Source organism: Trichococcus pasteurii, from assembly GCF_900112935.1.
Classification (GTDB): domain Bacteria; phylum Bacillota; class Bacilli; order Lactobacillales; family Aerococcaceae; genus Trichococcus; species Trichococcus pasteurii.
The window spans coordinates 122,210-148,412 of sequence record NZ_FONM01000005.1 but is presented as its reverse complement, the minus strand read 5'-3'; the positions used below and the strand labels follow the sequence as shown (position 1 = coordinate 148,412).

Genomic DNA, 26,203 nt, shown 5'->3' with positions numbered 1-26,203 from the left:
CAATTGATTACTCTCCGTCCAACGGTTCAGGTTTGCCGGCCTCCAACAGTACCCGGTCACGGATTGCGAAGAAGGCCACGACCATCAGCAACGCGCCTGATACGGCCATCAGGATTTCGATCGCCATCCGGTCCGCAAGCGGTCCGAAGATCAGCATCCCCAACGGCATCATCGAACTGGAGACCATGCTTTGGACACCGAAGACCCGGCCGAGGAAATCTTCCTCGACCTTTTCCTGCAGCAGCGTCATGCTCGGCGCGTTCAGCAACGGGATGACGAGGCCGACGAGACCCATCAGGAAGAGGTAGATCCAGAAATTCGGGATGACACCCATCCCGAAAGTGCACAGGCCCATGGCTCCGATCGCAAAAGCGATGGAATGGATCCGGTTCTTGAAGCCGCCCCATGACGCGATCCAAAGGCCGCCGCCTATCATCCCGATGGAAAAGGCGATTTCGATCGCCGTCAAGCGCCAAACATCCTCGCCGAACGAGCGCGCCACCTGCAGCGGGGAAAGGAATGATACAGGAGCAGCCATAAAGAAAGCCAAGGAAAAATACAGGAACAGTCTTTTGATGAAGGCGTGATTTTGGATGTAGCGGAAGCCGAGCTTCATGTCCTGCAGGTAGTTGCTGACCTGCTCGTGGCTGGCTTTTTCATGCGTCGGGACCTTCAGCAGGAACACGAGGATGGCGATCGCCAGAGCCGCCGTCACGATATCGATCATGAAAATGCCCTCCATCGGCGCAAATTGGTATAGCGCGCCGCTGATCATCGGTGAAACCAACATGACGACGGCCTGGATGCTGCCGTTGAGCCCGTTGATCCGGGTCAACTCCTTTTCCGGCACGATCTGCGGCAGGATGGCGCCGACCGCCGGCATCTGGATTCCCGCCCCTATCGCGCGGATGGCCGATGTCGCCAGCAGGATCCAGATCGAGCGCTGCCCAGCCAAAAACAGCAGGACCAGCACCAAGGTCGAGAGCGCGGTGATGCCGTCGGAAAGGACGATCAGGCGCTTCCGGTTATAGCGGTCGGCCCACACCCCGGCGAACGGCGAGATGAAGAAAGTCGGCAGAAAGCCGAAGATGGTCGATAGGGTCATGATGACGCCGGACTGCGTTTCCAAGGTCAGATACCAGAATATCGCGTATTGGACAAGCGATGAGCCGAACAGGGAAATCGTCTGGCTGCCCAGAAAGAGAGCCGTTTGCCGCTGCCACTTTTCATATTTCATATTCTTTATCACACTATTTCCACTTCCTTGCTGCGGGGACGGTGATGTGTCCCCAAAATGACTGCGTTCACCTTCATTTGGAATCAAACGGCTGAACGTATGTTTCCATTCATGTTATACTATTCTCAACTAAAAGTAAAAGGATTGAAACGGATGAGCAGAGAAGAAATCAACCAAAAATTGGCGCTGCTGCCCGACTTGCCCGGCTGCTACATCATGCGGGACAAGGATGACGAAATCATCTACATCGGCAAGGCCAAAAATCTGAAGAACCGCGTGAAATCCTACTTCCACAGCAAGCACGAAGGCAAGACACAGCTGCTGGTCGAGGACATCGATCGCTTTGAAACGATCGTCACGAAAACGAACAAGGAATCGCTGCTGCTGGAGATCAACCTGATCAAGCGTTACCAGCCCAAATACAACATCAAGCTGAAGCAAGGGACAATGTATCCTTATCTGAAGGTCACGAACGAAAAGGATCCGCAGCTCATCATCACCTCAACGGTCGAGGATGACGGCGGCATCTACTTCGGACCCTATCCGCACGTCTACGCGGCCACGGAGACGCAGGAATTCATCCAGAAGATCTACCCGTTGCGCAAGTGCGCCAAGAATTCCAAACGCGCCTGCCTTTATTACCATATGGGCCAATGCATCGGCTGTTGCGATCACGAGGTATCGAAAGAGGAGTATGATGCCCAGATCAAACGGATTGCTGCTTTCCTGAATGGCGAGGTCAAGGACATCAAAAAGGACCTGCGGGAAAAGATGCACCTCGCCGCCGACAGCCTGAATTTCGAGCAGGCTGCCGATTACCGCGACCAGATCAGCTACATCGAGGCGACCGTCGAAAAACAGACGGTCATGTCCCGCGACTACACGAACCGCGACGTCTTCGCCTTCCATATGGACAAAGGCTGGCTGTCGATTCAGGTCTTCCTGTTGCGCCAGTCCTCGATCATCAAACGCGAAGCCGCCCTTTTCCCCTGCTACGACACGCCGGAGGAAGAGCTGGCTTCCTTCATTATGCAGTTCTATCAGGATCCCAACCATATCCTGCCGCAGGAAGTGCTCGTCCCTAAAGGCGTCGACACGGAGCTGCTGCAGGAAGCGCTCGGAACGAAGGTGCACACCCCTGTCCGCGGCAGCAAGCGCAGCATCCTCGAACTTGCGATTACGAACAGCGAACTGGCGCTGACCGAGAAATTCATGCTGATCGAGCGCGACACCCATAAGACGGTCGGCGCCATCCAGGAACTTTCCGAGGCGCTGGGCATCGAATATCTGGAGGTAATCGAGTCGTTCGACCATTCGAACATCCAGGGAACCAATCCGGTCTCGGCGATGGTCGTCTACAGGGACGGCAGGCCGGAACGCAAGAATTACCGGAAATACAAAGTCAAGACTGTCGAAGGCAGCAACGAATTCGCGACGACGCAGGAAGTCATCCGCCGCCGCTACAGCCGTTTGCTGCGCGAAGGACGCGCAATGCCGGATCTGATCCTGATGGACGGCGGCAAAGTCCAGGTGCATGCCGCCAAGGAAGTGCTTGAGGATGAGCTCGGACTGGACATCCCGGTGGCGGGCATGGTCAAGGACACGAAGCACAAGACATCCTCGCTCATCTTCGGCGAGAAGGATGAAATCGTGGAACTCAGTCCGAACAGCCAGGCCTTCCATCTCGTGCAGCGGATCCAGGAAGAGGTCCACCGCTTCGCAATCACCTTCCACCGCCAAGTGCGCGCCAAGAACAGCATCGCTTCCCAACTGGACCAGATCGAAGGCGTCGGGCCGAAAACGCGCACAAAAATCCTGAAGCATTTCAAGACGATGAAGAACATCCGCGAAGCCAGCTACGAGGACATCAAGGCGTTGGGCATCCCGGAAAAGACGGCGCTGCTGATCAAGGAGGAACTCGGCGAACTGAACGATTGACCGTTTTTTTGGCATCCAATCGCCCTATTTAAGGCAGTTGTTGCGCTGAAATTTTCCAAATGGACGAAACGTGCTATACTGTAGAGTAGTCCACGGAATATCCCGTGATAGAACTCGCGCTAGAGGAGGCGTTACTAATGAAAATATTTACCGATAGTGCTTGTGATCTGGCCTATGCCTATCTGCAGGAGAATGATGTGGAAGTCTTCCCGCTGACCACGCTGTTGGATACCGGCGAATACGAAGATATGATCGAAATCCAAGCCGATAAAGTCTATGAAATGATCGCTCGCGGCGGTCACCCGAAAACGAGCCAAGTATCCTTGGAAAAATTCCTTTCCGGTTTCCGGAAAGCGGCCGAAGCCGGGGAATCGGGCATCTATATTTCCCTTTCCGCCAAGCTTTCCGGCACCTACCAAGCTGCTTATCTGGCTTACCAGCAACTGAAAGAGGAATTCCCGGACTTTGATCTGCGGTTGGTCGACTCCATGAGCGCTTCGGTCGGAGAGGGCTTGTCTGTCGTCGAAGCGATCGAAATGCGCGAGGCCGGCTTCACTTTGGACGAAATCGAATCACGTGTCCGTTTCACGGCTGCGAACGTCGTGTCCCTTTTCACCGTCAAGGATCTGAATTACCTTGCGGCAGGCGGCCGGCTTTCGAAGTCCAGTGCCTTTCTCGGGGGATTGCTGAACATCCAACCTTTACTGGAAGTCATCAACGGTGAACTGATTCCCGTCGAGAAACTGCGCGGGCGCAAAAAAGTCATGAACCGGATGTACGAACGCTTGCGCGATGAAGCGGATATGATCCAGGAACAGAACGTTTTCCTTTGCCACAGCGACGATCCCGAAGCCATCGAGGAAATGCGTCAATACATCGAAGAGCATTTCCATCCGCGCCGCATCTATGTGAACACGATCGGTTCCACGATCAGCTCGCATACCGGACTGGGGACGCTGGGATTGTTCTTCCTGAAGAAATACGAATAACAGCTTTTGTAAAAAAAGTGGGGCGGATAATCCAAATCGGATTTTCCGCCCCACTTTTTATTGCTTATTTGTTGATATAGGTGCTGATGATCCGGACAAAGATCGGCATCAACAGGATGACCGAGAACAGCCGAACGAGATGGATGGAGGAGACGACGATCGTGTCCGCCTCAAAAGCCGCAGCCAAGATGGTCATGTCCGTCAATCCGCCTGGGGAGGTCCCCAGCAAGGCCGTGATCAGATCGATTCCGGCCACTTTATGCAGGATATAGCCCGCAATCACTCCGACCGTCAACAAAATCAGGACGGAAGTGACGGCAGGGAAAAACACCTGTTTCATTTCGGCCAAGCTGCTTTTCGTGAAGTTCATGCCGATGGTTCCGCCGATGATGATTTGGCCGATGATCTTCAGATTGGCCGGCATGTAGCCCATCTGAGAAAAATAATTGTAGATGGCTACTGCGACCAGCGAACCGATCATCCCTCCGGCCGGCACACGAAAGCGGATCCCTGCCCAACCTCCGATGAAAGCCACAATCAATGTACCCAATAGTTTCCCAAAATTCATATGTTTATGCTCCCTTATGTCAGAATGACTCTCTCCTTTCATTTTCGACTTTCCTCCGAAATAGTCAAGTTCAATTCCGCGCAAAAAGAGGAACACCGTGTTCTTTCGATGTTCCTCTCCGTTTTTTGTAGAATAGTATAAATTTTTCTGAACTAAAAGTGCTTCACCGCAGGTGTTTCACAGGATTGCAAAATATTTTGTGCATCCCAAGACGTTGGCTAGCTGCACGGGTTAGCCCTTCGGAAAGGGATAAAGGAACCCCTTGTCTCTACCGAGCCAAGGATACTATTCGACTAACCTGCTGACGCAGGAAGTCTCTCAGCAATTGCGCTCTATGATGCTCATTCAGGGCCAGATTTCCTAAATTTCTTTCAGGACTGAACGAACCCGTTCCGCTTTTCTTTTTCTTATTCATATTTCTTTTTCTTGGGCGGCGGGAACGGCAGGATGATGCCTTGGCCCTGCTCAGTCGGTTGCGCCTGGAAAAAAGTTCGTTTCAGGACGATGGTGATTTTCGGGCGTTCCATCTCGACTGTCGGCGATTCAAGGATTGCGTACAGCCGCTCTTCAGCATCGATCAATTTGGCCAGGACGGGATTCTCCGACCGCGGCACATACCCCAACATGTAGCCAGCTTGCGTCGCAACGGCGATGGCATTGGCGTCATAAGCATTGTCGGCCTCGCGGACAAGCTGCAACAAATCCCCCTGTTTCAGGAAATCGGCGACTCCGCTCAACTCATGGAACTGGGTGCCGGCGATGTAGGTATGCAGCAATTCCTTGTCCGTATGGGCATGGCTCAACGGCGGTTGCTTCATCTTCAGATAACGGCTTTCTTTTTGGTTCTTCGGATTTTCCGGCTGCAACAGTCTGTCGATTTGCCGCTTCAGTTTGATGTTCGGCTCCTTCTCAAGCGCGATTTGGAGTTCGTGTTTCACCTGATCGGACCATTTTTTTCTGTGCTGCTGCAACACTTGAACTGCCTTTTTGCGCACGCCGGCATGGCGGTAGTGGATGCCGCGGATGCACCATGCTTCATTGTATTTACGTTTCTCGCTCATCACTTCGAACAGGCGCAGCAGCCATTCATCCGCGCGCATCAGATCGGTAACGCTCGGATTTTCCGGCTCTTCGGTTTCCAGAGGGAGCGCGTAAAGATCAGGGTTCAGGATTGATTCAAGATATTCGCAGACATCGTCGAAATAGAGTTCGGGATTGATTTTCAGGAAAAAGTCGAGCATATTGAAGCCCAAAGGTTGCCGACTCAGCACTTCCATGAAGGCCGGAAAATCGGGATGCATGTTCAGATAGACAAGCACTTTCATGATCAGTCTATCCGATTCCTTCGGGGATGAAATTTCCTGATAAACGATGTGGCGCCATTTCGGCTGATGAAGGTAGCTCTCAACTTTGTGCACCAACTTTTCGTAGCGGGAGATGCGGGTATCCCACATGGTTTTGGTGCGGCGGTATTTCGTTTCATTTTGACTGATGTAGTCGTAATCCTGCTGCCAATAGTCGACTGTCTGATACCAGATGCTGACGAGCGCGCCGAGATCGATGAAGTTTGCCGCGTAGTCGCGCTTATCGATGAACTTGTACAGGAAGTCCAGCTGAGCATCGATGGTCACGCTGTCATTATTGTAGTCGGCATAGCAGATCAGGTAAGCGAAATCCGTGAAATTGGCGGCCGTGATCTCGGTCTGCTTGAAATAGGCGCGCATATCCGTTTTCTGGATGCAGAGATTGGCGTAGATGTTGGCGAGAAAATCGCTCTTGATGCCTTCATGCATCATCCAATGCTGCTGTTCCCACCTGACCGGCTTCAGCAGGAACATGGCCGCCAGCTTCCCGTATCCGACCGTGTGCTTGGCCAATTCGAAGATGAAATTGTTCTGCAACGGGAAAACGAACTGGATGCTCTCGAGCACGTACAAAGTGTACTCACTGTGGTAACCCAGTGTGCGCATGATCTGTTTGGTCGTATCATATGGAAAGAAACCCAAAAGGATGATGCCCAGTTTCACCTGTTCCGGATCGGCGCCGCTCCGTGCGAGCCGCATGCCGAGATGGTACAACCGCTCCCGTGCTCCTGATTCTGCTTCCAGAGTAATCCGCACTCTTTCACGCAATTCAAGGAAGTAACTGCAGATCGGGTAATGCTCCAGAAAATGGCGCAGGACGGGGTCTGTCAGGATTGCTTCTTCTTTGTTGACGAGGTCCTTGAGGATGCTGCAGCACTCCTTCGCCAAATCCTCTTTCCGCCAAAAAGGGATCCCTTCCGATGCAAGGACATAAAGCACATCTTTTTGCCCAGCCGTCCACTCATCCTGGAACCGATAAGGCAGACCAGGCTGCTCATCCCGCAGCCGGCAAATTGTATCAAAAATGCTCTGGTTATTTTCCAAATGGCAACCCTTCTTTCCCGTTGACTCCGATGCTCTCTTTCTTCAATATTACCATATATTATAGGGTGTCACTATGTTAGTTTTAAAAATTATTTAATTAACACGAGCAACATGCACAAAAAAGCGCTCGGTTTTATCCCCCGAACGCTTCCATTCATTCACTTTATTATTGTTGAAGCTTAAAGCGGCATGACACCTGTGATGCCGTAAACGATGATGTAGATGAACAGGATCGGCCAAGCAAACTTGATGTAGCCTTTTTGGAAGTCGACGAAGTTGATCTCCGTGTATTCGCAAAGCATGTACAAGGCCGGGATGACCGGGCTGATCAAGCGGAATGCTTGCCCTACCATTGAAGCGACGGCAGCCTGATCCGGTGTGATGCCGAACTGGCCCATTACGCCTGCCATTACGCTGGCGATTCCGAAGTAGAAAGCATCCTGCGGCAGGAATGTGATTGCTGGTGCAGAGATGATGGCATAGATCGGTGCCATATGCGTACCCAACGCTTCAGGGATGATTTTGGTGATCCCTTCCGCCAAAGCAGTAGCCATTCCGCTTCCTGTCAAGATTCCTGAGAAGACACCGGCTGCCAAAGTAGCCAAGGCAGGCGCCAAAGAATCGGCAGCAAGTGCATCCAAACGCTCGGTAACCAGTTTAGAAGAGCGGTAATTCGCAGTCAAAGCGATTGCGGCTCCCAGCATGAACAGGATACCACCGTGGGCAATATCCATGATCAGCATCGCCAAAATCGCTAGCGTCATGATCAGGTTGAACCACCACATTTTAGGTCTTTTCAATTCAGGTTCGTTATCGCGGATTGCGTTCAACATGCCTTGAATCGTTTCAGGTGAGACATCTTTGGCATCTTTCGGATCAAAGTTCAGGCGTTTTCTTTCCTTAAGTCCGATGATGTAGGCCATGATTACTGCATACACAGCTGCAACCAATAGCCCTGGCAACAAAGCCGCAAACAAGGTGCTGATTTCCACGCCCATTGCTGTGCTGGCCGCGATTGTCGGGCCGCCCCAAGGCAATTGGTTGAAGATACCGATCGGCGTAACGATGATGACCGCTAAGTAAAGCAGGTTCATCTTCATCTGTTTCCAAAGTTCGATGAAGGCTGCCACACAGATGATGATCGTAGTTGTCGTATCGCCGTTCATGGTTACGACCAACGAAGTCAAAACAGTAGCCACCGTAACTTTCAACGGGTCACCTTTGGCTTTTTTGATGAAGAATTCGCACAACGGATCGAACAGACCGACATTCAGCATGACGCCGAAGTACAGTACCGCAAACAGGATGACGATTGCGGGAGAGATTACACCCATTGATACTTTCCCTGTTTCAGCATTGACGCTGTAGAATAGCCCTGTCTTGATCCATTCGAACATGTCCGTCAAAGGCACCTTGTTCACGAAAGTAGCGATAATACCGAAAATCAATGGGATTAAGGTCAAAGCCCCAAAAATGGAAAGTTTCTTTTTCGCCAGTACGACAATAAAGATGGTGATCATTGCGATCGCAAGGAATGTCAATATCATAAATAATTATGTCCCTTCTTCGTTTGAGTTGTTGACTCGATTCAAAATGAATGAGCCTATCAAAAAGCGCTTACAAATTATAAGAATACGCTACTCCACTCAAAAACTGGGTGGCTTTCCCATTTTATAAAATACTAGCATAATCTCGTCTCATAAAAAAGATTATGCTAGCATTTCCAGTAACTTTAAGGAAGGATGATCGTAACGTTTTGGATCGGCACATCGTAAAACGGATCTTTCTTTTTGCGCAGAAACGGTTCAGCCAGATTCGGGAACAATGCGTAGGTCAAGACATCTTCCGTCGTCTCTGCGTACGCTTCCGTTTCCTTTTTGAAGGCTGCCATCCCCGGTTCAATCAGGTCTGCCGGCCGTACCGTGCAGGTTTCCTCATCGCCGATGATTTTTTGTTTGATTTCTTCGGATAGCGGCGCCGGCGATTTCCCATAGGAGCCTTTCACATAATCCTTGATTTCTTTCGGCACCATTTTGTAGCGTTCTCCGCTCACCACGTTCATGACCGCCTGTGTGCCGACCATCTGCGATAACGGCGTCACAAGCGGCGGATAGCCCATGTCTTTCCTTACTGCCGGGATTTCCTTCAGCACCGCTTCATATTTGTCCTCCTGGTGCGCCTCTTTCAGCTGCGAAAGCAGATTGGAAAGCATGCCCCCGGGAACTTGGTACAACAAGGTATTCGGCTCGACATCCATCACTTTCGGATTCAAAAGACCCTTGCTGCGGAAGTCTTCTTTGATCGGACGGAAATGATCCGCAATCTCCTTCAGGACTTCCAGATCCAAGCCGGTGTCATAGCCCATCTCCTCCAAGGCGATCGCCATCGATTCCGTCGCCGGTTGGCTGGTCCCGCCGGAGAACGGTGAGATGGCGCAATCGATGCCGTCCGCGCCCGCTTGGGCAGCCATCAGGTAGGTCATTTCGGCAATGCCGCTGGTGCAGTGTGTGTGGACATGGATCGGCAGCACCGTGGATTTTTTCAGCGCGCTGACCAGTTCGAAGACAGTCTTCGGCGTCAGGATGCCCGCCATATCCTTGATGCAGATCGAATCGGCCCCCATCGTTTCCATTTGCGCAACCAGTTTCAGGTAATAATCATTGTTGTGCACTTCGCTGGTCGTATAACTGATGGTCCCTTGACAGTGTCCACCATATTTTTTGATGGCTTTGAAGGACGTCTTCAGGTTCCGCAGATCATTCAGCGCATCGAAGACCCGGATGACATCGATACCGTTTTCGATTGCTTTCCGGATGAAGGATTCGACGACATCATCGGGATAGTGTTTGTAGCCCAACAAGTTCTGCCCTCGCAACAGCATCTGCAGCTTCGTGTGCTTCACTTCGCTGCGGATCGTGCGCAACCGTTCCCATGGGTCCTCGTTCAGGTAGCGCAGGCAGGCATCGAAGGTTGCGCCGCCCCAGACTTCAAGCGCATCATAGCCGGCTTCGTCCATTTTTTTCAGGATCGGCAGCATTTCCGGGGTCGACATGCGGGTCGCCACCAGACTTTGATGCCCATCCCGCAGGACTGTTTCCATAAAACGGATTTTTTTCGTCATTTTCATCAACTCCATCATTTATCGGCCGGGAACCGTTTAATCAGTACAATACAAACCACATACAGGAGGAAGAGGACGAGAAAGATCCCTCCCATCCCAAAAAGCATCAGTTCCAGGGCGATCTGTAAATTTTCAAAAGTGCTCATGTCAATCTCCTTTCAAAAGAATAATAGGTTAGCTGAAGAAGCCAAGCACCAATCCACCGGCGATAACGGATGCGATCTGTCCGGAAACGTTCGATCCTACCGCATACATCAATACGAAGTTCTGCGGATCTTCTTCCGTTGCCATCTTTTGGATGACCCGGCTGGACATCGGGAAGGCAGAAATACCGGCACCACCAATCATTGGATTGATTTTTTGGGTGCGGAACAGGTTCAGGAATTTAGCGAACAACACCCCGCCGATCGTATCCATGATGAAAGCGACAAGACCAAAGGCGATGATCATTAACGTCTGCAGATTCAGGAACAGTTCAGCCTGCATTTTGATGGAAATCGTGATCCCCAACAGGATGCTGATGATGTTGACCAACTCGTTTTGAGCCGTCAAAGATAGACGGTCCAAGACGCCGCATTCGCGCAGCAGGTTACCGAACATCAGGAACCCGACCAGCGGCAAGGAGATCGGTGCGATGAAGCCTGAGATCAGCGTGATGATGATCGGGAACAGGATTTTTGTCATCTTCGAGACGCCTTCTGCTTTATAGGTCATGCGGATCTGACGTTCTTTTTTGGTCGTGACGGCTTTAATGGCGATCGGTTGGATGATCGGAACCAAGGCCATGTAGGAATAGGCTGCGACGGTGATCGGTCCCAAGAGATTAGGCGCCAACTGATTGGATACGAAGATGGCTGTCGGGCCATCGGCAGCGCCGATGATGCCGATCGAAGCGGCTTCCCTGATGTCGAATCCGAAAAATACGGCTACCGCAATCGTGAAGAAGATCCCGAATTGGGCAGCAGCGCCGAATAATAGCATGAATGGGTTCTGTAGGAGCGGGCCGAAGTCGATCATGGCCCCGATGCCGATAAAGATCAATAACGGGAACAGCTCAGTGCTGATACCGGCTTCGAAAAGAACATCCAGGACGCCTTCCGATTCGCTTCCGTTGACCATCTGCGTCAAGACGCCGGTCCCCGGGAAGTTGACGAGGATCGTTCCCAATCCCATCGGCACCAATAAAGTCGGTTCATATTCTTTCTTGATCCCCAGATACATCAGCACGCTGCCGATGACCATCATGATCAGTTGGCCGGGCGTGACGGATAAGATTCCTGCAACAATTTGTTCCAATTTTTATTTCCCTCCAAACGTTGTTTTTATTGAATGATTACGATTGTTTGTCCGACGTCGATCGGTGCTCCTTTTGTGGCAATGACAGCCGTGATGGTGCCTGCCCGTGGCGCAACGATTTCATTTTCCAGTTTCATCGCTTCCAGTACGGCCAGTACTTGGTTTTCTGCCACGACGTCGCCGACGTTCACTTTGATGTCCAGGATTTTCCCGGGCATCGGCGCCGTGATCGGGTCGCCTTCGCCACTTCCGACAACCGGTGCGGGTGCTGGCGCTGTTGGAGCGGCTATGGGTGCTGCGACTGGTGCTGGCGCGGCTTGTACGGGTGCTGCTTGAGCAGGTGCCGCGGCTACAGCCGGTGCTCCGAACTCTTCCATTTCCACCATGTATTCTTTTTCGTTGATTTTGATGCGGAATTTCCTTAACATTCTTTTTCCCTCTTTCCGGCTAATCTATTCTTGCGATACTCTTCAACCTAAATTGCGAAGCAGGATGATCTCCTGCAGCAATTGCGCCAATGATGGCCGCAGCTATTTCTTTTTCCAGATCGATTTCTGTGATGTTCTTCACTTGGACAGTAACATCCGAATCGTCATGAACAAGTATCGCTGAGGCGATCGCTGCAACCAATTCTTTGTCCTCCTGCGAGACAGACAAGGAAAAATCGACTGTTTCCAATGGTTTTGCTTGGGCAACGGGTGCGTTTGCAGCTGCTGTCGGCTGCACAACCTCACTTTTACCTGAAAGAAGTCCACGTAATTTTGATAGTAGGGTCATAACTCTTCCTTCCTACATCCTTCGATGTGCAGTTCTTCACTACGCTCACAATAAGTAAGGGAGCCCGAAAACCTGGTTGAGATTAGGGACTCCCGCTCATTGCAGCTGACTGTTACTTGATGAAGCTTACTTGTTTGCTGATTTCTTCGATTGCTTTGTCTTTTCTTTCATTGAAGATCACTTTGTTTTGTTCGAACAGGTTTTTGCCATGGGTATCGATCGAAATGATCAGCGGTCCGAATTCCTTCACGCGGCACACCCAAAGTGTTTCCGGCATACCAAGGTCACGCCAATGCGCTGCTTCGATCTCTTCCACTTCCGTAGCCGCCAACACTGCGCAGCCGCCCGGGAAAACAGCGTGGACAGCGCCAAATTCTTGGCAGCCTTCCATTGTTCTCTGGCCCATGCCGCCTTTGCCGACGATCAGTTTGACGCCTGTTTCTTCAATGAACTCTTTTTCGAATCTTTCCATACGCATGCTGGTTGTGGGGCCAACCGCAACCATTTCGAATTTGTTGTCACCCAGATCACGGACAATCGGGCCGGCATGGAAGATCGCTCCGCCGTTCAGGTCCACCGGCAACTCTCTTTTTTCTTCGATCAATCTGCGGTGGGCAACGTCACGGCACGTAACGATGTGGCCGTTCAAGTAAACGATGTCGCCGATGTTGATGTTCTCTAGGTCTTCATTTGTGATTGGTGTTGTCAGAATTTTTTTGCCGTTCATTTCGCTCACGCTCATAGTGATACCCCCGTATGTGAAGTGATTTCATAGTTCAGATTTTTATCAAAGATGATGTGTCCGCGTCTGTGCGACCAGCAACCTGTGTTGACTGCCACACCGATAGTGGATGGGTGTCTCGCAGTGTTTTCGATATGAACGCCCATGACGGATTTCTTGCCGGATAAGCCTTGTGGTCCCAAGCCGATTGAGTTGATGCCGTCTTCCAATAATTTTTCCATTGAAGCCGCGCGCTCATTCGGGTTGTGGCTGCCGATCGGTCTCATCAAGGCTTTTTTGGATAAAACGGCTGCTGTTTCGACGGAGGTAGCGACGCCGACACCTACCAACAACGGAGGGCAAGCATTGATTCCGTATTCAGTCATGACATCCAATACAAATTTCGTGATGCCTTCGTATCCAGCAGATGGCATCAACACCATTGATTTACCCGGCAATGTGCAACCGCCGCCCGCCATGTAGACATCCAATTCCAATTTGTCGCTGTTAGGAACGATATCCCAGAAGATGGATGGTGTGCCTTTTCCGATGTTTTTTCCTGTGTTGTATTCATCAAATGTTTCTACGCTGTTGTGACGCAATGGCGCATTTTTTGTAGCTTCAAGTACGGATTCGGTCAATGCCTCTTCCAAGTCTCCGATGAATGGGAAATTTGCTCCGCATTTGATGAAGAATTGAATAACACCTGTATCTTGACAAGATGGACGGTTCAGTTTCATCGCTTTGTCTTGGTTGTCCATCATCGATTGATATACAACTTTGGATAAAGGAGCAACTTCTTCTTTCTCCAACTCGACCAGTCTCTTGCCCACGTCATCCGGTAATCTTTTGCCGATCAAACCTATAAATTTACCTACTGTTTCAGTGATTTTCTGTTGCGCTGTCACTTCATTGTTAAGCGTTTCCATTGTTCTTCCTCCTCGTAATCGGTAACTGAAGCAAAACCAAGTTTTCCTTCGTTCCACTGTGATGCGGTACTGCTAGATTAAAGTCGCACACTCCGGATATCATTTATATTTGATATCTGATAATGTATCCCTTTTACAAGTAGAAATTTACCATATCCTTTTTTCGTTGTCAACAGTAATGTGAATTTTTTATTATGTTTTTTGAAGCGCTTTCATTATTTTGCGCGCCATTACGGGATTCTGCTCGATTATCTTCGACAAAAAAAATAAGTCCGCACTCCCTGTTGTTCAGGAGTGCGGACCCGATGGCCCATTGTTTTTTTATTGTGTAGGTTCTTCTATTTGAACCGCGTCAGTACATTTTCCATGCTGCGGTAGATATGCTTCAGCATGAATTTGCGGGACTGTTCCTCGTCCCCTGCGATGAGTGCATTCATGATATCTTCATGTTCCTGGATGGAAATTTGGGCATACTGCTCTTCCGTTTGGAGGTCCCCCATCGACAAGCCGTTCCAAAGGTTGGAGGCCATTTCGATCAGGCGCGCATTTTCGCTGGCGTTCCAGATGGCAAAGTGAAAGGCCTGATTCAGGTCGGAATAGGAGCTGACATCGCCCGACAGGATACTTTCTTTCGCATCTTCATGCACTTTGATGATTTCGCTGATGTCTTTTTTCTTTCTGCAGATGATGGCGCAGGCTTCGCTCTCAAGGGATGCCCTGATTTCATAGTGGTCCTCAAGGAAAGTCGGGGTGATGCCCATTACGATGGCTCCCTTATTGGGGCGCAGTTGGATGAAGCCTTCCCGGGACAAAATCTGAAAAGCTTCGCGGACAGGCGTAACGGAAACGCCCAGCATCTTCGCAACAGCATCCAGCATCAATTCATGGCCCGGCTCGAATTCCTTCAGGATAATCGCTTTTCTCAGGGAGGAAGCGACCCTTTCTCTTGCAGGCAATAGTTTGATCGGTTTAAGGATGCTCATGGTTCATTCCCTCCAATTCTTTCTTTAGGATCTCAACATAATATTGAAAATAGTCTTCAAATCCAGCCATCAATTTAGGCAGGTCATTTTCCGCCAGGTGCTGGCTGATTTTTTCAATATGCTTGCAGTTTGCTTCAAAATCAAAATCATAATTTCCGAGCACGAAGGTGAAAAAGCCGCTCAAAAGTTGCTCATGTGCCCGCTTGATGGTCGGAATGCCGGTCGCTTCCGACAACAGCTGATGGAATTCCAATTCCAGCTTGCGACAATCTTCACTATCTTTGGCGACCATTTTTACTTTGTATTCGTCCGCAATTTTCAGGAATGGCTGCGCGTCAACTTGCTTCTCGGAAAGGATCAGACAAATTTCTTTTTCAAGCGCTTTGATTATCCTGAATTGGGCTTTGGCCGATTCGAAGGAGATCCCGTTGACTTTCATGTGTCTGTTTTCGAGCCTTTCCAACACGCCTTCCATTTCCAGCATCTGCAAGGCTTCCCTTACGGGCATTCTGGAAACGCCCATTGCGGCAGCGACTTCGGATTGTTTCAGTTTCTCGCCATCCTTGATGTTTCTTTTGAAAATTTCATTGCGCAGGATTTCCGCAATATAATCCTTTGTTTGTGTTCTCTCTAATGATTCCAAAGACTACAGTCCCTTTAAATTTTATAGGTCAGTGCAAGATTATGACAATAGCAGTCTTAAAGTTTATAGTTACGCTACTTGGCACTGATAATTCCTTGTCTTTTCTTGCTTCATTTATAGTTTACATGATTTCCTTCATTTTTCAACCTGTTTCTTTTTTTGATGGACAAAATCCGTCCCTGCCCTTTCAGTTGATGCCTAAAAAAAATCCTCCCCGGATCGGGAAGGATTGCTGAACAAGATCGTTATTCCATTAAAGTGCGGCTGTATAGACTGCTCTTGCATCCTCGGTGGTGAAGTCGCCGCGTTCGGAGATGTTCTCTTTCTTGTGGCGGACGAGTGCTTCCACCAAACCCGGAATGTCGGTTTCATCCAGGTCAACATCGGAGAAACGGATGGGTGCCCCAAGGCTGGCGAAGAAGTCTTCGGTCTTTTTGATCGCAAGATCGATTTTTTCTTCATCGGTCAGATTGGAATCGCCGCGGATATCCCACACGCGTTCCGCATACTGAAGCAGTTTATCCCATTTCTGCTGCTTGCGGACTTTCATCATGGCCGGAAGGACAATCGATAAGGTACGCGCATGGTCGATCCCGAATGCCAACGTCATCTCATGGCCCAGTTGATGCGTCGCCCAGTCTTGGGGAACACCCGGGGAAATGAAACGATTGAGCGCATTCGTCGCTGTCCACATGAAATTGGCGCGGGTCGCATAGTCATGGTTGTCCTCATCGACTACGTCCGGGCCGATTTCGATCAATGTCTGCAGCAGCCCTTCCGCCCAGCGGTCCTGCACTTTTGCGTCAACCGGATAAGTCAGATATGCCTCCATCACATGGATGAAGGAATCGATGACACCGTTGGCCAGTTGGCGTTTCGGCAACGTGTAGGTCGCTTCTGGTTCCAGTATGGAAAATTGTGGATAAGTATGTGGACTGGCGAAACTGATTTTCGCTTGTTTTTCCACAAAGGTCACAACCGAGTTGTTGTTCATTTCCGATGCCGTGGCCGGCAACGTCAATACCGTTCCGAAAGGCAGAGCCTTTGTGACCGGCAAGCCCTTGCCTACGCCGCTGCCGAACATATCGACAGGATCGCCATCGAACACCGCACCTGCCGCAACGAATTTCACGCCATCGATGACACTGCCGCCGCCGACCGCCAACAAGTAGTCGTAGCCTTCCGCTTTGATCTTGTCGACTGCTTGTATCAGCGTTTCGTAGGTCGGATTCGCCTCGATGCCGCCGAATTCAGCCCACTCGCGGGTGCCCAAGGCTTCGACGACGCGGTCGAACATGCCGAATTTTTTGACGCTGCCGCCGCCATACAAAATCAATACTTTCGCGTCTTGCGGGATCAAACTGTCGATGCGTTTGATCTGGTCCTTGCCGAAAACAATCTTTGTCGGATTTTGAAACTCAAAATTACGGATACCCTTTTCCAACCTCATCACTCACTTTTCGTATATTATTTTTTCATTGTAGCACAGCTGCGTGGATAAACCGCTTGGGACGCTTCGACAGGCGCGGACGCCAGCGTCAGCGTCGACTTGCCTGAACTCCGGGAAACGGGGCCTCGCCGGAAGACAGAAGCCCAGTCAATACTCCAACTCCGATGAGGACAGCTTCTCCGGAGTTCAGCAAAATTTGCTGCGCCACGTTCGATGAGCCACACGCTCATCGGAGCTGACGCCCTTTTGCAACACTGTCCTCTGGAGGACACCGGAGCGGACAAAAATAGGGGCCGCTGGCGGCCCCCACATACTAACGATCATTTCTTCAGAATCCGGATGCTGTTCAGGACAGCCAATACGGTCACGCCGACATCGGCGAAGACGGCTTCCCACATGGTGGCGACGCCGAACGCGCCGAGGATCAGGAACAGCCCTTTGATCGCCATCGCGAAAATGATGTTTTGCCAGACGATTTTGCGTGTTTCCTCAGCTACGGTGATTGCGGTCAAAATCTTGGATGGCTGATCGTCCATGATGACGATATCGGCAGCTTCGATGGCGGCGTCGGATCCCAAACCGCCCATCGCCATCCCGATATCGGAACGGGCCAACACTGGCGTATCGTTGATGCCGTCGCCCACGAAGATGACTTTTTCGCCCTTTCGTTTGCTCGCCAACACTTCCTCCAGCTTCGTCACTTTGTCCTGCGGAAGCAATTCCGCATGGACTTCATCGATGCCGATTTCTTTGGCGACTGCTTCGCCTACCGCACGGGAATCCCCGGTCAGCATGATGGTGCGGATGCCTCTCGCTTTCAACCCGGTGATTGTGGCCTTCGCATCAGCCTTGATGGCATCCGCAATCAGGATATAGCCCGCATATTGTTTATCCACAGCGATATGCACAACTGTCCCGGTTTCGGGAACCGAAGTATGTGCGATGCCGAATTTCTCCATCAGTTTGGCGTTGCCGACCAGGATTTCTTGCCCATCAACTACGACCTGCAGACCATGACCAGGGATGTCATTTGTGGCGGCAATACGTTCTTCAGCTATCGTTTTCCCGTAAGCCTCCTTGATGGAATCGGCAATCGGGTGGCTGGAATGCAGTTCCGCATAGGCGGCCAGTTCCAGCAAACGCTCCTCAGTCAGCTCACCGGCGCTTTCGATCCGGGTTACGGCGAATTTGCCCTCCGTCAACGTTCCGGTTTTGTCCATCACGACCGCTTTTACATCATTCAGGCCTTCGAGGAAGTTGCTGCCTTTGACGAGGATGCCTTTGCGCGAGGCCGAACCGATGCCGCCGAAGAAACCGACCGGAATCGAAACGACCAAAGCGCACGGACAGGAGATGACCAGAAAGATGCTGGCCCGGTAAAGCCATTCATTGAACCTTTCGCCCGGGAACAAGAGCGGCGGCAGCACCGCCAACAAAACGGCCGCGATGACGACAACCGGCGTGTAGTAGCGTGCGAATTTGGTGATGAAATTTTCCGTCGGTGCTTTTCGGCCACTGGCGTTCTGCACCAAATCCAAAATTTTGACGACTGTTGACTCAGCAAACGGCTTTTCGACTGTGACTTCGATGACGCCGTTTTTATTGATGAAACCGCTCAAGATGCTGTCGCCGACTTTCACACCACGCGGAACCGATTCTCCGGTCAATGCCGAAGTGTCTACTGCCGTGGTTCCGCTCACGACTTTCCCGTCCAACGGCACTTTTTCGCCGGGCCGGATCAGGATGATGTCGCCGATTTTGACGGTTTCCGGTGCCACTTTTTCGATGCCGGCAGCTGTTTTTACGTTTGCGTAATCAGGCCGGATGTCCATCAATTCGGCGATGGAGCGGCGGGATTTGTCGACCGCGATGTCCTGGAAAAGTTCGCCCAGCTGATAGAACAGCATCACGGCCACCGCTTCCGGATACTCCTGGATGTAGAAGGCGCTGAGTGTGGCGATCGTCATCAGGAAGTTTTCGTCAAACAGTTGTCCATTCTTGATGTTCAGGAGCGCGCTCCAAACGATGTCATAGCCCGCAACCAGGTACGCGGTCACATACAATGCCAGCGCAACCGTTCCGCTGCCCGGGGCGAAAATCGCCGCCAGCAAAATCCCAAAGCCGACGATCAGGCGGATGACGGCTTTCCGGATTTCGTCCTTATCCCCTTCGCCGTGCGCATGACTATGACCATGGCTATGTTCGTGGGTGTGCCCTTCAGCATCCTCGGAATCAGGGCCGTGATGGTCGTGGACATTTTCCGGAGATTTTGCTTCAGCGAATTGAACCGCAACTATCGGTAGCCCATCCGCTCCGATTGGTGCACCGCTTTTTTTCAGAGTCGGATGGATATCCGGCTCCAGTACACTGAGTTTTTGTTTCACTTTCGGCAAAATCTCGGTCTCTTGATCCTCTTCTATTTCAATCCGCAATGTCTTGGTCATGAAATTCACATTGCTTTCGAGGATCCCTTCTATTTTCGCGATTCCGGTTTCAACTTTGTTGGCGCAATTGGCGCAATCCAATTCGTCCAAATACCATTCAATCTGCTTTACTTTCTCAGACATTTCTATCCCTCCTTAGTCCTAAGCATTCGTATTATTTATCAGAAAACGGAATGATTCCGCATTACATATGAACATCCATTCATGTGTTAACCGTATTATAATCCTTATGCCTGCTTGTGTCAATCGGATGAACCAGCAGGCTGCTGTTGCCCTGTTGAATGCAAAAAAGCCTGCCGCAGCGCGACAGGCTTAACCAACTTCATCATAAATTAAAGTTCATCATAAGAGATATTGAACGTATCCCCACCGCTCAGATTGCCGGTTTCAAAGCCTTTCGTGAACCAGCGCATCCGTTGTTCGGAGGAACCGTGCGTAAAGCTGTCCGGTACGACATAGCCTTGGTACTGTTTCTGCAAAGTATCATCTCCTACCGCGAATGCAGCCTGCAAAGCCTCCTCGAAGTCGCCTTCCTCCAAGACACCCTGCTCCTGGACATAATTTGCCCAAACACCGGCCAGATAATCGGCCTGCAGTTCCAAACGCACATTCAGCTCGTTGTATTCCGTTTCGCTGACTTGTCCACGGTAGCCTTGCACTTGTTCCATGATGCCCAGCAAGTTCTGGACATGGTGCCCGACTTCATGCGCGACGACGTAGGCCATCGCAAAGTCTCCGGACGCGCCGTACTCCTGCGAAAGCTGATCGTAGAAACTCAAGTCGATGTATAATTTTTGATCGGCTGGACAGTAGAACGGTCCGACTTGGGAACCGGCCACACCGCAGGCTGATTGCACCTGTCCGCTGAAGAGCACCAGTGTCGGTTCGACATATTCCAGGTTGTTGTTCGCAAATTCTTGTGTCCAAGCATCTTCTGTGTATGCCAGTACGACGGATACGAATTCAGCCATCTCGTCCTCGGTCTTATTGCTGGTTTCGGTGATGCCGGTCTGTGGCGTTTCTGTAGGCGTGCTGCCACCACCCCCGCCAAACAGGTCGCCGCCTCCGAATAGGGCGATGATGATCATGATGATGATCCCGAAAATTCCGCCGCCTGCCATGCCGCTCATGCCCAGTCCGCCGCCACCCGTTGAAAACCCGCCACTGCCGCGTCGGTCTTCAACGTTGGAGCTTCTCCTTCCGCCTTTCCATTTCATACGAATACCTCCAATATCCTATTTTTCGCAACGTTGGTTCTGGTTCTGCCAACCCGGCCAGATCTTTACCGCAATCCGAAAATCGATTTCATGCTTACCTTTATTATATAGTATTGACTGATAATTTAAAAAAAATACACCTGAGAGCGGTCTGCCTCGATTCGCATCCATCGATCGATCGGCGTTCCTGAATCCAGACAAGCACTTATGCCGCTTGTTCCGATTACGCACATATTGATAAAAACATTCCATGCCAAGATTTTGAAAGGCTTGTTCATTTTCTGTTCAAAATTCCCGGAACTCCAAATGCCGCATTAATATGGCATTGTTTACCGCAGTTCATAGACTTCACCAAGACTGCCCGCTTGTGAATATATACATTTGATAGAATAATATTGATTCTGATTGGTTATAGGAATAACATGACTGTAAGCCTATACAAGTAATCCCTAACATGATGGGAGCGACAAAAAAAGAATCCAAAGGAGCGATGCGGAATGGGTAAATTGGACAACAAGGTAGCAATCATAACTGGGGCAGCACAAGGAATGGGTGCCATGCACGCCCGCAAATTTGTGGAGGAAGGCGCCAAAGTAGTGGTGACTGACATCAATGAAGCAGCCGGAAAAGCTTTGGTTGAGGAAATCGGCGAAAATGCCGTATTCATGAAGCTCGATGTGTCAAAATCAGCCAATTGGGAAGAGGTCATCGCGCAGACCGAGGAAAGATTCGGTCCGGTTACGGTACTTGTCAACAACGCGGGCGTCGGCATCTTCAAGACATTGGACCAGTTGACGGAAGCTGATTTCCGCCTGACTTTCGAAATCGATGAACTGGGCGTATTTCTGGGCATGAAAGCCGTTGTGCCTTCCATGAAAAAAGCAGGTGTCGGCTCAATCGTCAACATTTCATCAGTCGATGGCCTCGTGAGTGCACCTACCGCCATCGCCTACAGCGCGTCCAAACACGCAGTCACCGGGATGACAAAGGGAGCAGCTACTGAACTTGGCCAATTCAATATCCGCGTGAATTCCGTCCACCCAGGCATCATCGAAACGCCGATGGCTGAACAGGGTGACGTCTATGAATACATCAAGCAACTGGAAAAGGATATTCCATTAAGAAGGACTGCAAAACCTGAGGAAGTCTCCAATCTGGTCATTTACCTTACATCAGATGATTCGAGCTATTCGACCGGCTCGCAATTCGTCGTCGACGGCGGCATGATTTCTGATCTGTAGTATTCTTTTGCGCAATAAAAGTTTACTGACATCGAAAAGAAACGCGCAAGCAGCTTCCGGGACAGTCCCGGAAGCTGCTTGCGCGTTTTTCAATAGGTCAATCTCTATGATCTTCCAAGTCTTCGACTTCTTCGATAGTCATGCCTTGATGCTCCTGCATGTAGCGCTCGCGCTCTTTATTGCGGTACTTGTCCATCTTGCGTCGGAACAATTCGCCGTTGGAAGGCGGTGTCCAGCTGATGGCATTCGCGCCGGCATTGATCGCATCGAGGATCGTTGCATCCGTCGGCCCGCCCGTTGCGATGATCGGAACATCCGGGAAATTTTCGCGGATGCGGCTCACGATGTAGGCCGTATCCTTCCCTCCGCTGACGTTCAGGATATCGACGCCGGCATCCAGCCTCGCCTGGATATCCATGTATTCCGTTACGATTGTGCAGACGATTGGAATATCAACCGCCTCTTCGATCTGTTTGATCGTTTCGATCGGTGTCGGCGCATTGACGACGACAGCCAAGGAACCTTGAGCCTCCGAAAACAAGGAAATGTTGGCGCTGCGTTTGCCCTGGGTCGTCCCCCCACCGACACCGGAAAGGATCGGAATCGTTGAGACGTTGGCAATGCTTTGGATGACCGCCGGATGCGGGGTAAATGGATAAACCGCGATGACAGCATCTGCATCGTTATTCAGGATGATGGCGATATCCGTCGTAAAGATCAGGGATTTGATCCGCTTCCCAAAAATCCTGATTCCGGAACAGTTCCGGATTACGCTGGGAACTTGGACGGTATCACTGCGCAGATCGGTTGTGATGCTCGGTGCTTCTCTTTTGATTCTTGGTTCCATTATTCCGCTCCTTTTCTGGAAAATTCGATTGTAAGGTATAGAGAAATCAACCGACGATGAGGTTTTCTTCCTTCAGCACTTCCGAATAGAAGACCGCACGCGCCGCTTTTCTTCTTGGCTCAACGATGAAGGTCAGGATTCCGAAGATGGCGAATGCAGCCAGCATCAATCCCACTAGCAACAACGCTTGGTACAGCAACGCATCTGAGTCGGCGTTCGCCGCTCCGGCATACATCGAAAACGCGGAAACCCCGATACCCAGGAACAGCGCGACCGGGATCAGGTAGACAACAAAATAAGTCAGATCCAATTGGAAAAGTCGCATCTTCTTGCCTTTCATGAAGGCTTCGCTTTGTCTCAGGATATCCGTCGTTTTCATATCCGGGTTATCGAAATAAATGAAGTTCGATAATGCCAAGGAATACAGCTTGATGATGCCCGGTATGATCAGCAAGACGGACCATAAAATAACGTAGACGGCTTGCAGCGCAAGAACGCCGAGCGTCTTGGACAACTGATTTTCAAACGGTTTGAGCAGGTGGCCTGATGAAAGAGGCGTGCCGTCGAGCATATCCAGATATCCCCATTCATTTCCCATCTGCATGGAGCCTATGATCAACGCCACGATGATCGAAAGGACGACATTCAGTGTTGTTTGAAAAGGTGAGTATTGCATCGAAAAGACAGAATCCCAATTCGGCAAAGTCTCCCCTGTCATCCGCATGTTCAACGCGCTTTCGCCAGTCAGCGTTCTGATTACCGATTGCAGCACGCTGTTCGCGATCGTGATAAGGATCAGGTTGATGACCGCCATTTTATAATTGCCGCGTAGATATTCTCGAGCAGTTGATCTGATTTCTTTATTCGTTAACATATGATTATGACCACCCCTTACAAATTTCGATAATTGTAGTATACCATAATTGTGCAATTTGCAACGCTTTCAGTTAATTGTCTTTCATTTATTTCGTCGGCATTCTGTCAGCGTTCCTGTTCGTCCACTTTCGCTCCGCAATTCGGGCAAAAATGCGCGCCTTGAGGATAGGATGCCCCGCAACTGGGGCATCTGCTTTCAAGCGGTTCACCCGTCTGATACATCTGCAGATCGCTGTCCCGGATCGATACAGATTCTTTCCGTTCGATCGCTTTGCCTACATCAGGATCAAGCAGGTACCAAGTATCGCAACAGGTTGTGCGGACGAGATACTTTTTCCCGAATGTGATGATCGGGATGAAAAACAGGCGGAAACGATTACCCACGAGATAAACCTCGTAGCGCCCAAAGTGGCCGCATCTGCTGCACGTGATCGTCTGGTTGTATTCAAGTTGCTTGCGGAACGGCAATACGTCAAAAAACAAAAACATCAATCAATTCCCCCTTTCCGATTCTTCGAATGCCTGCTCATATACATGCACTGTCGCATCATCGAAGCAGACAAACGTTATTTCTTTTAAGATTGTTTGCGGATGATTTTCCAGATATTTCCGGACGGTTCCGACAGCGATGGTTGTCGCCTGGTCCAGCGGATAACCGTAAATGCCGGTGCTGATCGCCGGAAAGGCAAGTGTCCGGATTCTGTTGGCGTCAGCCAGTTCCAATGATTTTTGGTAACAGGAAGACAGCAAATCAGCTTCTCCGTGCGTTCCGCCCATCCAGACTGGACCGACCGTGTGGATGACATAAGCGGCTTTGAGTCGGAAGCCTGGCGTGAGTTTCGCCTCGCCGGTACGGCACCCGTTCAACAGTCGGCAGGCAGCCAACAGTTCCGGCCCGGCGGCACGATGGATAGCGCCGTCGACTCCTCCTCCGCCAAGCAGGCTCTCATTGGCGGCATTGACGATGGCATCAACTTCGCAACGGGTGATATCGCCTTTTCTCAAGCGCAAAATGGTTTGATTGAACTGCAACTTTTCCATTCCGATTCCTCCCTAAAGACCTGTTCAGTCCGGACATTTCAACAAGTACACTTTACCAAAATTCCGGCTGATTATCCATTTGTCCGTACCGCGCGGGATGGGTGTGCGTGCGCGGTCGCTCTGCTAGACTTTTGGCCGGAAAAGGAATTAAATGGAGTTGAAGAAATAAGCGGAAAGAAGGTTTTCGGGATGGCGAATAATCAGAAAAAGAAAAAGCGGATCCTCGGCGTCGAAAGCAATATTTTCTTTGTCGGCTTGACCAGTTTCCTGACGGATACGACGACTAAAATGGTGTACAGCATCCTGCCGTTGTTCCTGACGACAATGGGCGCTTCGAAAACGGAGATTTCCTTGATCGAAGGGATTGCCGAAAGCACCGCCTCCGTCCTGAAATCACTCTCCGGCTGGTGGAGCGACAAAATCGGCCGAAACAAGCCTTTCATGGTCATCGGCTACGGCATCACCGCGCTCCTTTCCCCGTTGTTCGCATTCGTGACGACACCGCTGCAGGTTCTGGCGATCCGTTTTGTTGAACGCGTCGGCAAAGGCATCCGCACCGCTCCCCGAGACAGTCTTGTGGCAGGTTCTTCGGAGGAAAACAACAACGCCGGCCTGAATTTCGGTTTCCATAAGGCGATGGACAACAGCGGGGCCATTGTCGGGCCGCTGATTGCCTTTGCCGTATTGGCAGCTTTTCCCGGCGATTACCGGCGTGTCTTCCTGTTTGCGGCCATCCCCGGATTGTTGGGGCTATTGTCGATCATCTTTTTTGTGAAGGAAGCCAAGCGCGCCAAATCGGAGCGGCTCGGCAAACTGGCTTTCCGTGATTTCCCTAAGGATTTCTATCTGTTCCTGCTCATCGTCTTTCTTTTCACGTTGGGGAATTCGACGGATGCCTTGCTTTTGATCAAGGCGAGTGACGTCGGCGTCCGCGATGCCTTCATCCCGATCATGTATCTGGTGTTCAACGCGGTTTCGGTCGCCTTTGCCGTTCCGCTCGGGAAACTGTCCGACAAAATCGGCCGCAAGCGGATCATCATCGGCGGCTATCTGGTGTTTTCGCTGATTTATTTCGGCTTCGGAAAGGCTGCGACGCCCTTCGAAATTGTCATCCTGTTCGCCTTCTACGGACTTTACAGCGCCGCGACGGACGGCATCCAGAAAGCTCTGGTATCCGATATCATCGGCAAGGAAAAGAAAGGCACTGGGCTGGGCCTCTACAACGCACTCTTGGGGATGACGCTGCTGCCGGCCAGCCTGATCGGCGGCTGGCTCTATGACACGTTCAATAATCAGGTGCCTTTCTATTTTGGTTCCTTAACGGCCCTGCTTTCGGCCTTTTTGATGTTTCTTTTCTATAAGCGCGGGAAACACAATGGCACAAGCCATGCTTAACACAACGTTGCATTCTAAGTCTTCGGATTAGTAATGGAATTCCCCGCCAAGGTGGTTTTTGACGGGGAATCTCGTGGTATCC

24 protein-coding genes are annotated in these 26,203 nt (G+C 50.7%); 4 read left to right on the top strand and 20 right to left on the bottom strand.

Going from position 1 to position 26,203, the window contains the following annotated elements; genetic code table 11:
* Positions 1-7 precede the first annotated feature (7 nt).
* Positions 8-1,249: an MFS transporter gene (locus tag BM184_RS06735; RefSeq protein WP_120488159.1), complete on the bottom strand. Its 1,242-nt coding sequence runs from the start codon at positions 1,247-1,249 to the stop codon at positions 8-10.
* 141 nt (positions 1,250-1,390) lie between these two features.
* Here BM184_RS06735 and uvrC point away from each other — a divergent pair, with 141 nt between their 5' ends.
* On the top strand, positions 1,391-3,175 hold the full coding sequence (gene uvrC / locus BM184_RS06730; protein WP_086943109.1) for an excinuclease ABC subunit UvrC: 1,785 nt from the start codon (positions 1,391-1,393) through the stop codon (positions 3,173-3,175).
* A 137-nt stretch (positions 3,176-3,312) separates the two neighbouring features.
* Positions 3,313-4,164 carry a DegV family protein gene (locus BM184_RS06725; protein ID WP_086943110.1) on the top strand — a complete coding sequence of 284 codons (852 nt, stop codon included), beginning with the start codon at positions 3,313-3,315 and terminating at the stop codon, positions 4,162-4,164.
* Positions 4,165-4,228: 64 nt separating this feature from the next.
* Here the strand turns inward: BM184_RS06725 and BM184_RS06720 are convergent, their stop codons facing one another.
* From BM184_RS06720 to ypfJ, 15 genes are all read right to left on the bottom strand, one after another.
* Complete coding sequence (locus tag BM184_RS06720) at positions 4,229-4,774, bottom strand: AbrB family transcriptional regulator (protein WP_086943111.1); 546 nt, start codon at positions 4,772-4,774, stop codon at positions 4,229-4,231.
* A 365-nt stretch (positions 4,775-5,139) separates the two neighbouring features.
* Positions 5,140-7,140, bottom strand: coding sequence for an HIRAN domain-containing protein (locus BM184_RS06715; protein WP_086943112.1), 2,001 nt, complete (start codon positions 7,138-7,140; stop codon positions 5,140-5,142).
* A gap of 179 nt (positions 7,141-7,319) precedes the next feature.
* On the bottom strand, positions 7,320-8,687 hold the full coding sequence (locus BM184_RS06710; protein ID WP_245830720.1) for a citrate:proton symporter: 1,368 nt from the start codon (positions 8,685-8,687) through the stop codon (positions 7,320-7,322).
* Positions 8,688-8,872: 185 nt separating this feature from the next.
* A complete protein-coding gene (locus BM184_RS06705; RefSeq protein WP_086943113.1) occupies positions 8,873-10,261 on the bottom strand; it encodes an oxaloacetate decarboxylase subunit alpha in 1,389 nt (462 codons plus the stop codon).
* A gap of 14 nt (positions 10,262-10,275) precedes the next feature.
* The gene (locus BM184_RS15515; protein ID WP_086943114.1) at positions 10,276-10,407 is read right to left on the bottom strand and encodes an OadG family protein; all 132 of its coding nucleotides are present in this window, start codon (positions 10,405-10,407) and stop codon (positions 10,276-10,278) included.
* Between the two features lie 28 nt (positions 10,408-10,435).
* Entirely contained in the window at positions 10,436-11,506 is a 1,071-nt protein-coding gene (locus BM184_RS06695; RefSeq protein WP_375152989.1) for a sodium ion-translocating decarboxylase subunit beta, read from the bottom strand.
* Between the two features lie 77 nt (positions 11,507-11,583).
* Positions 11,584-11,985, bottom strand: a complete 402-nt coding sequence (locus BM184_RS06690; protein WP_086943116.1) for a biotin/lipoyl-containing protein — start codon at positions 11,983-11,985, stop codon at positions 11,584-11,586.
* 19 nt (positions 11,986-12,004) lie between these two features.
* Positions 12,005-12,334 (bottom strand): hypothetical protein, encoded by a 330-nt coding sequence (locus tag BM184_RS06685; protein ID WP_086943117.1) that lies wholly within the window; start codon positions 12,332-12,334, stop codon positions 12,005-12,007.
* 112 nt (positions 12,335-12,446) lie between these two features.
* Complete coding sequence (gene ttdB / locus BM184_RS06680) at positions 12,447-13,076, bottom strand: L(+)-tartrate dehydratase subunit beta (protein WP_245830722.1); 630 nt, start codon at positions 13,074-13,076, stop codon at positions 12,447-12,449.
* On the bottom strand, positions 13,073-13,984 hold the full coding sequence (gene ttdA, locus BM184_RS06675; protein ID WP_086943118.1) for a L(+)-tartrate dehydratase subunit alpha: 912 nt from the start codon (positions 13,982-13,984) through the stop codon (positions 13,073-13,075). The genes ttdB and ttdA overlap by 4 nt, the downstream gene beginning before the upstream one ends.
* A gap of 338 nt (positions 13,985-14,322) precedes the next feature.
* Positions 14,323-14,967, bottom strand: coding sequence for a GntR family transcriptional regulator (locus BM184_RS06670; protein WP_086943119.1), 645 nt, complete (start codon positions 14,965-14,967; stop codon positions 14,323-14,325).
* Positions 14,954-15,610, bottom strand: a complete 657-nt coding sequence (locus BM184_RS06665; RefSeq protein ID WP_086943120.1) for a GntR family transcriptional regulator — start codon at positions 15,608-15,610, stop codon at positions 14,954-14,956. Before BM184_RS06665 ends, BM184_RS06670 begins: the two co-directional genes overlap by 14 nt.
* Positions 15,611-15,863: 253 nt before the next feature.
* A complete protein-coding gene (locus tag BM184_RS06660) occupies positions 15,864-17,060 on the bottom strand; it encodes an iron-containing alcohol dehydrogenase (RefSeq protein ID WP_310793416.1) in 1,197 nt (398 codons plus the stop codon).
* Between the two features lie 320 nt (positions 17,061-17,380).
* Positions 17,381-19,627: a heavy metal translocating P-type ATPase gene (locus tag BM184_RS06655; RefSeq protein ID WP_086943121.1), complete on the bottom strand. Its 2,247-nt coding sequence runs from the start codon at positions 19,625-19,627 to the stop codon at positions 17,381-17,383.
* Between the two features lie 209 nt (positions 19,628-19,836).
* A complete protein-coding gene (gene ypfJ, locus BM184_RS06650; RefSeq protein ID WP_086943122.1) occupies positions 19,837-20,721 on the bottom strand; it encodes a KPN_02809 family neutral zinc metallopeptidase in 885 nt (294 codons plus the stop codon).
* Positions 20,722-21,218: 497 nt separating this feature from the next.
* Between ypfJ and BM184_RS06645 the strand changes: the two genes are divergently transcribed.
* The gene (locus BM184_RS06645) at positions 21,219-21,962 is read left to right on the top strand and encodes an SDR family NAD(P)-dependent oxidoreductase (protein ID WP_086943123.1); all 744 of its coding nucleotides are present in this window, start codon (positions 21,219-21,221) and stop codon (positions 21,960-21,962) included.
* A gap of 97 nt (positions 21,963-22,059) precedes the next feature.
* Here the strand turns inward: BM184_RS06645 and BM184_RS06640 are convergent, their stop codons facing one another.
* The 4 genes from BM184_RS06640 to BM184_RS06625 form a co-directional block, all read right to left on the bottom strand.
* On the bottom strand, positions 22,060-22,809 hold the full coding sequence (locus tag BM184_RS06640) for a hydrolase (protein ID WP_086943124.1): 750 nt from the start codon (positions 22,807-22,809) through the stop codon (positions 22,060-22,062).
* A gap of 46 nt (positions 22,810-22,855) precedes the next feature.
* Complete coding sequence (locus BM184_RS06635; RefSeq protein WP_086943125.1) at positions 22,856-23,683, bottom strand: DUF975 family protein; 828 nt, start codon at positions 23,681-23,683, stop codon at positions 22,856-22,858.
* Positions 23,684-23,790: 107 nt separating this feature from the next.
* Positions 23,791-24,174 (bottom strand): zinc ribbon domain-containing protein, encoded by a 384-nt coding sequence (locus tag BM184_RS06630; protein WP_086943126.1) that lies wholly within the window; start codon positions 24,172-24,174, stop codon positions 23,791-23,793.
* A gap of 3 nt (positions 24,175-24,177) precedes the next feature.
* Positions 24,178-24,726, bottom strand: a complete 549-nt coding sequence (locus BM184_RS06625; protein ID WP_086943127.1) for an O-acetyl-ADP-ribose deacetylase — start codon at positions 24,724-24,726, stop codon at positions 24,178-24,180.
* A gap of 189 nt (positions 24,727-24,915) precedes the next feature.
* Here BM184_RS06625 and BM184_RS06620 point away from each other — a divergent pair, with 189 nt between their 5' ends.
* Positions 24,916-26,121 (top strand): MFS transporter, encoded by a 1,206-nt coding sequence (locus BM184_RS06620; RefSeq protein ID WP_086943128.1) that lies wholly within the window; start codon positions 24,916-24,918, stop codon positions 26,119-26,121.
* Positions 26,122-26,203 lie beyond the last annotated feature (82 nt).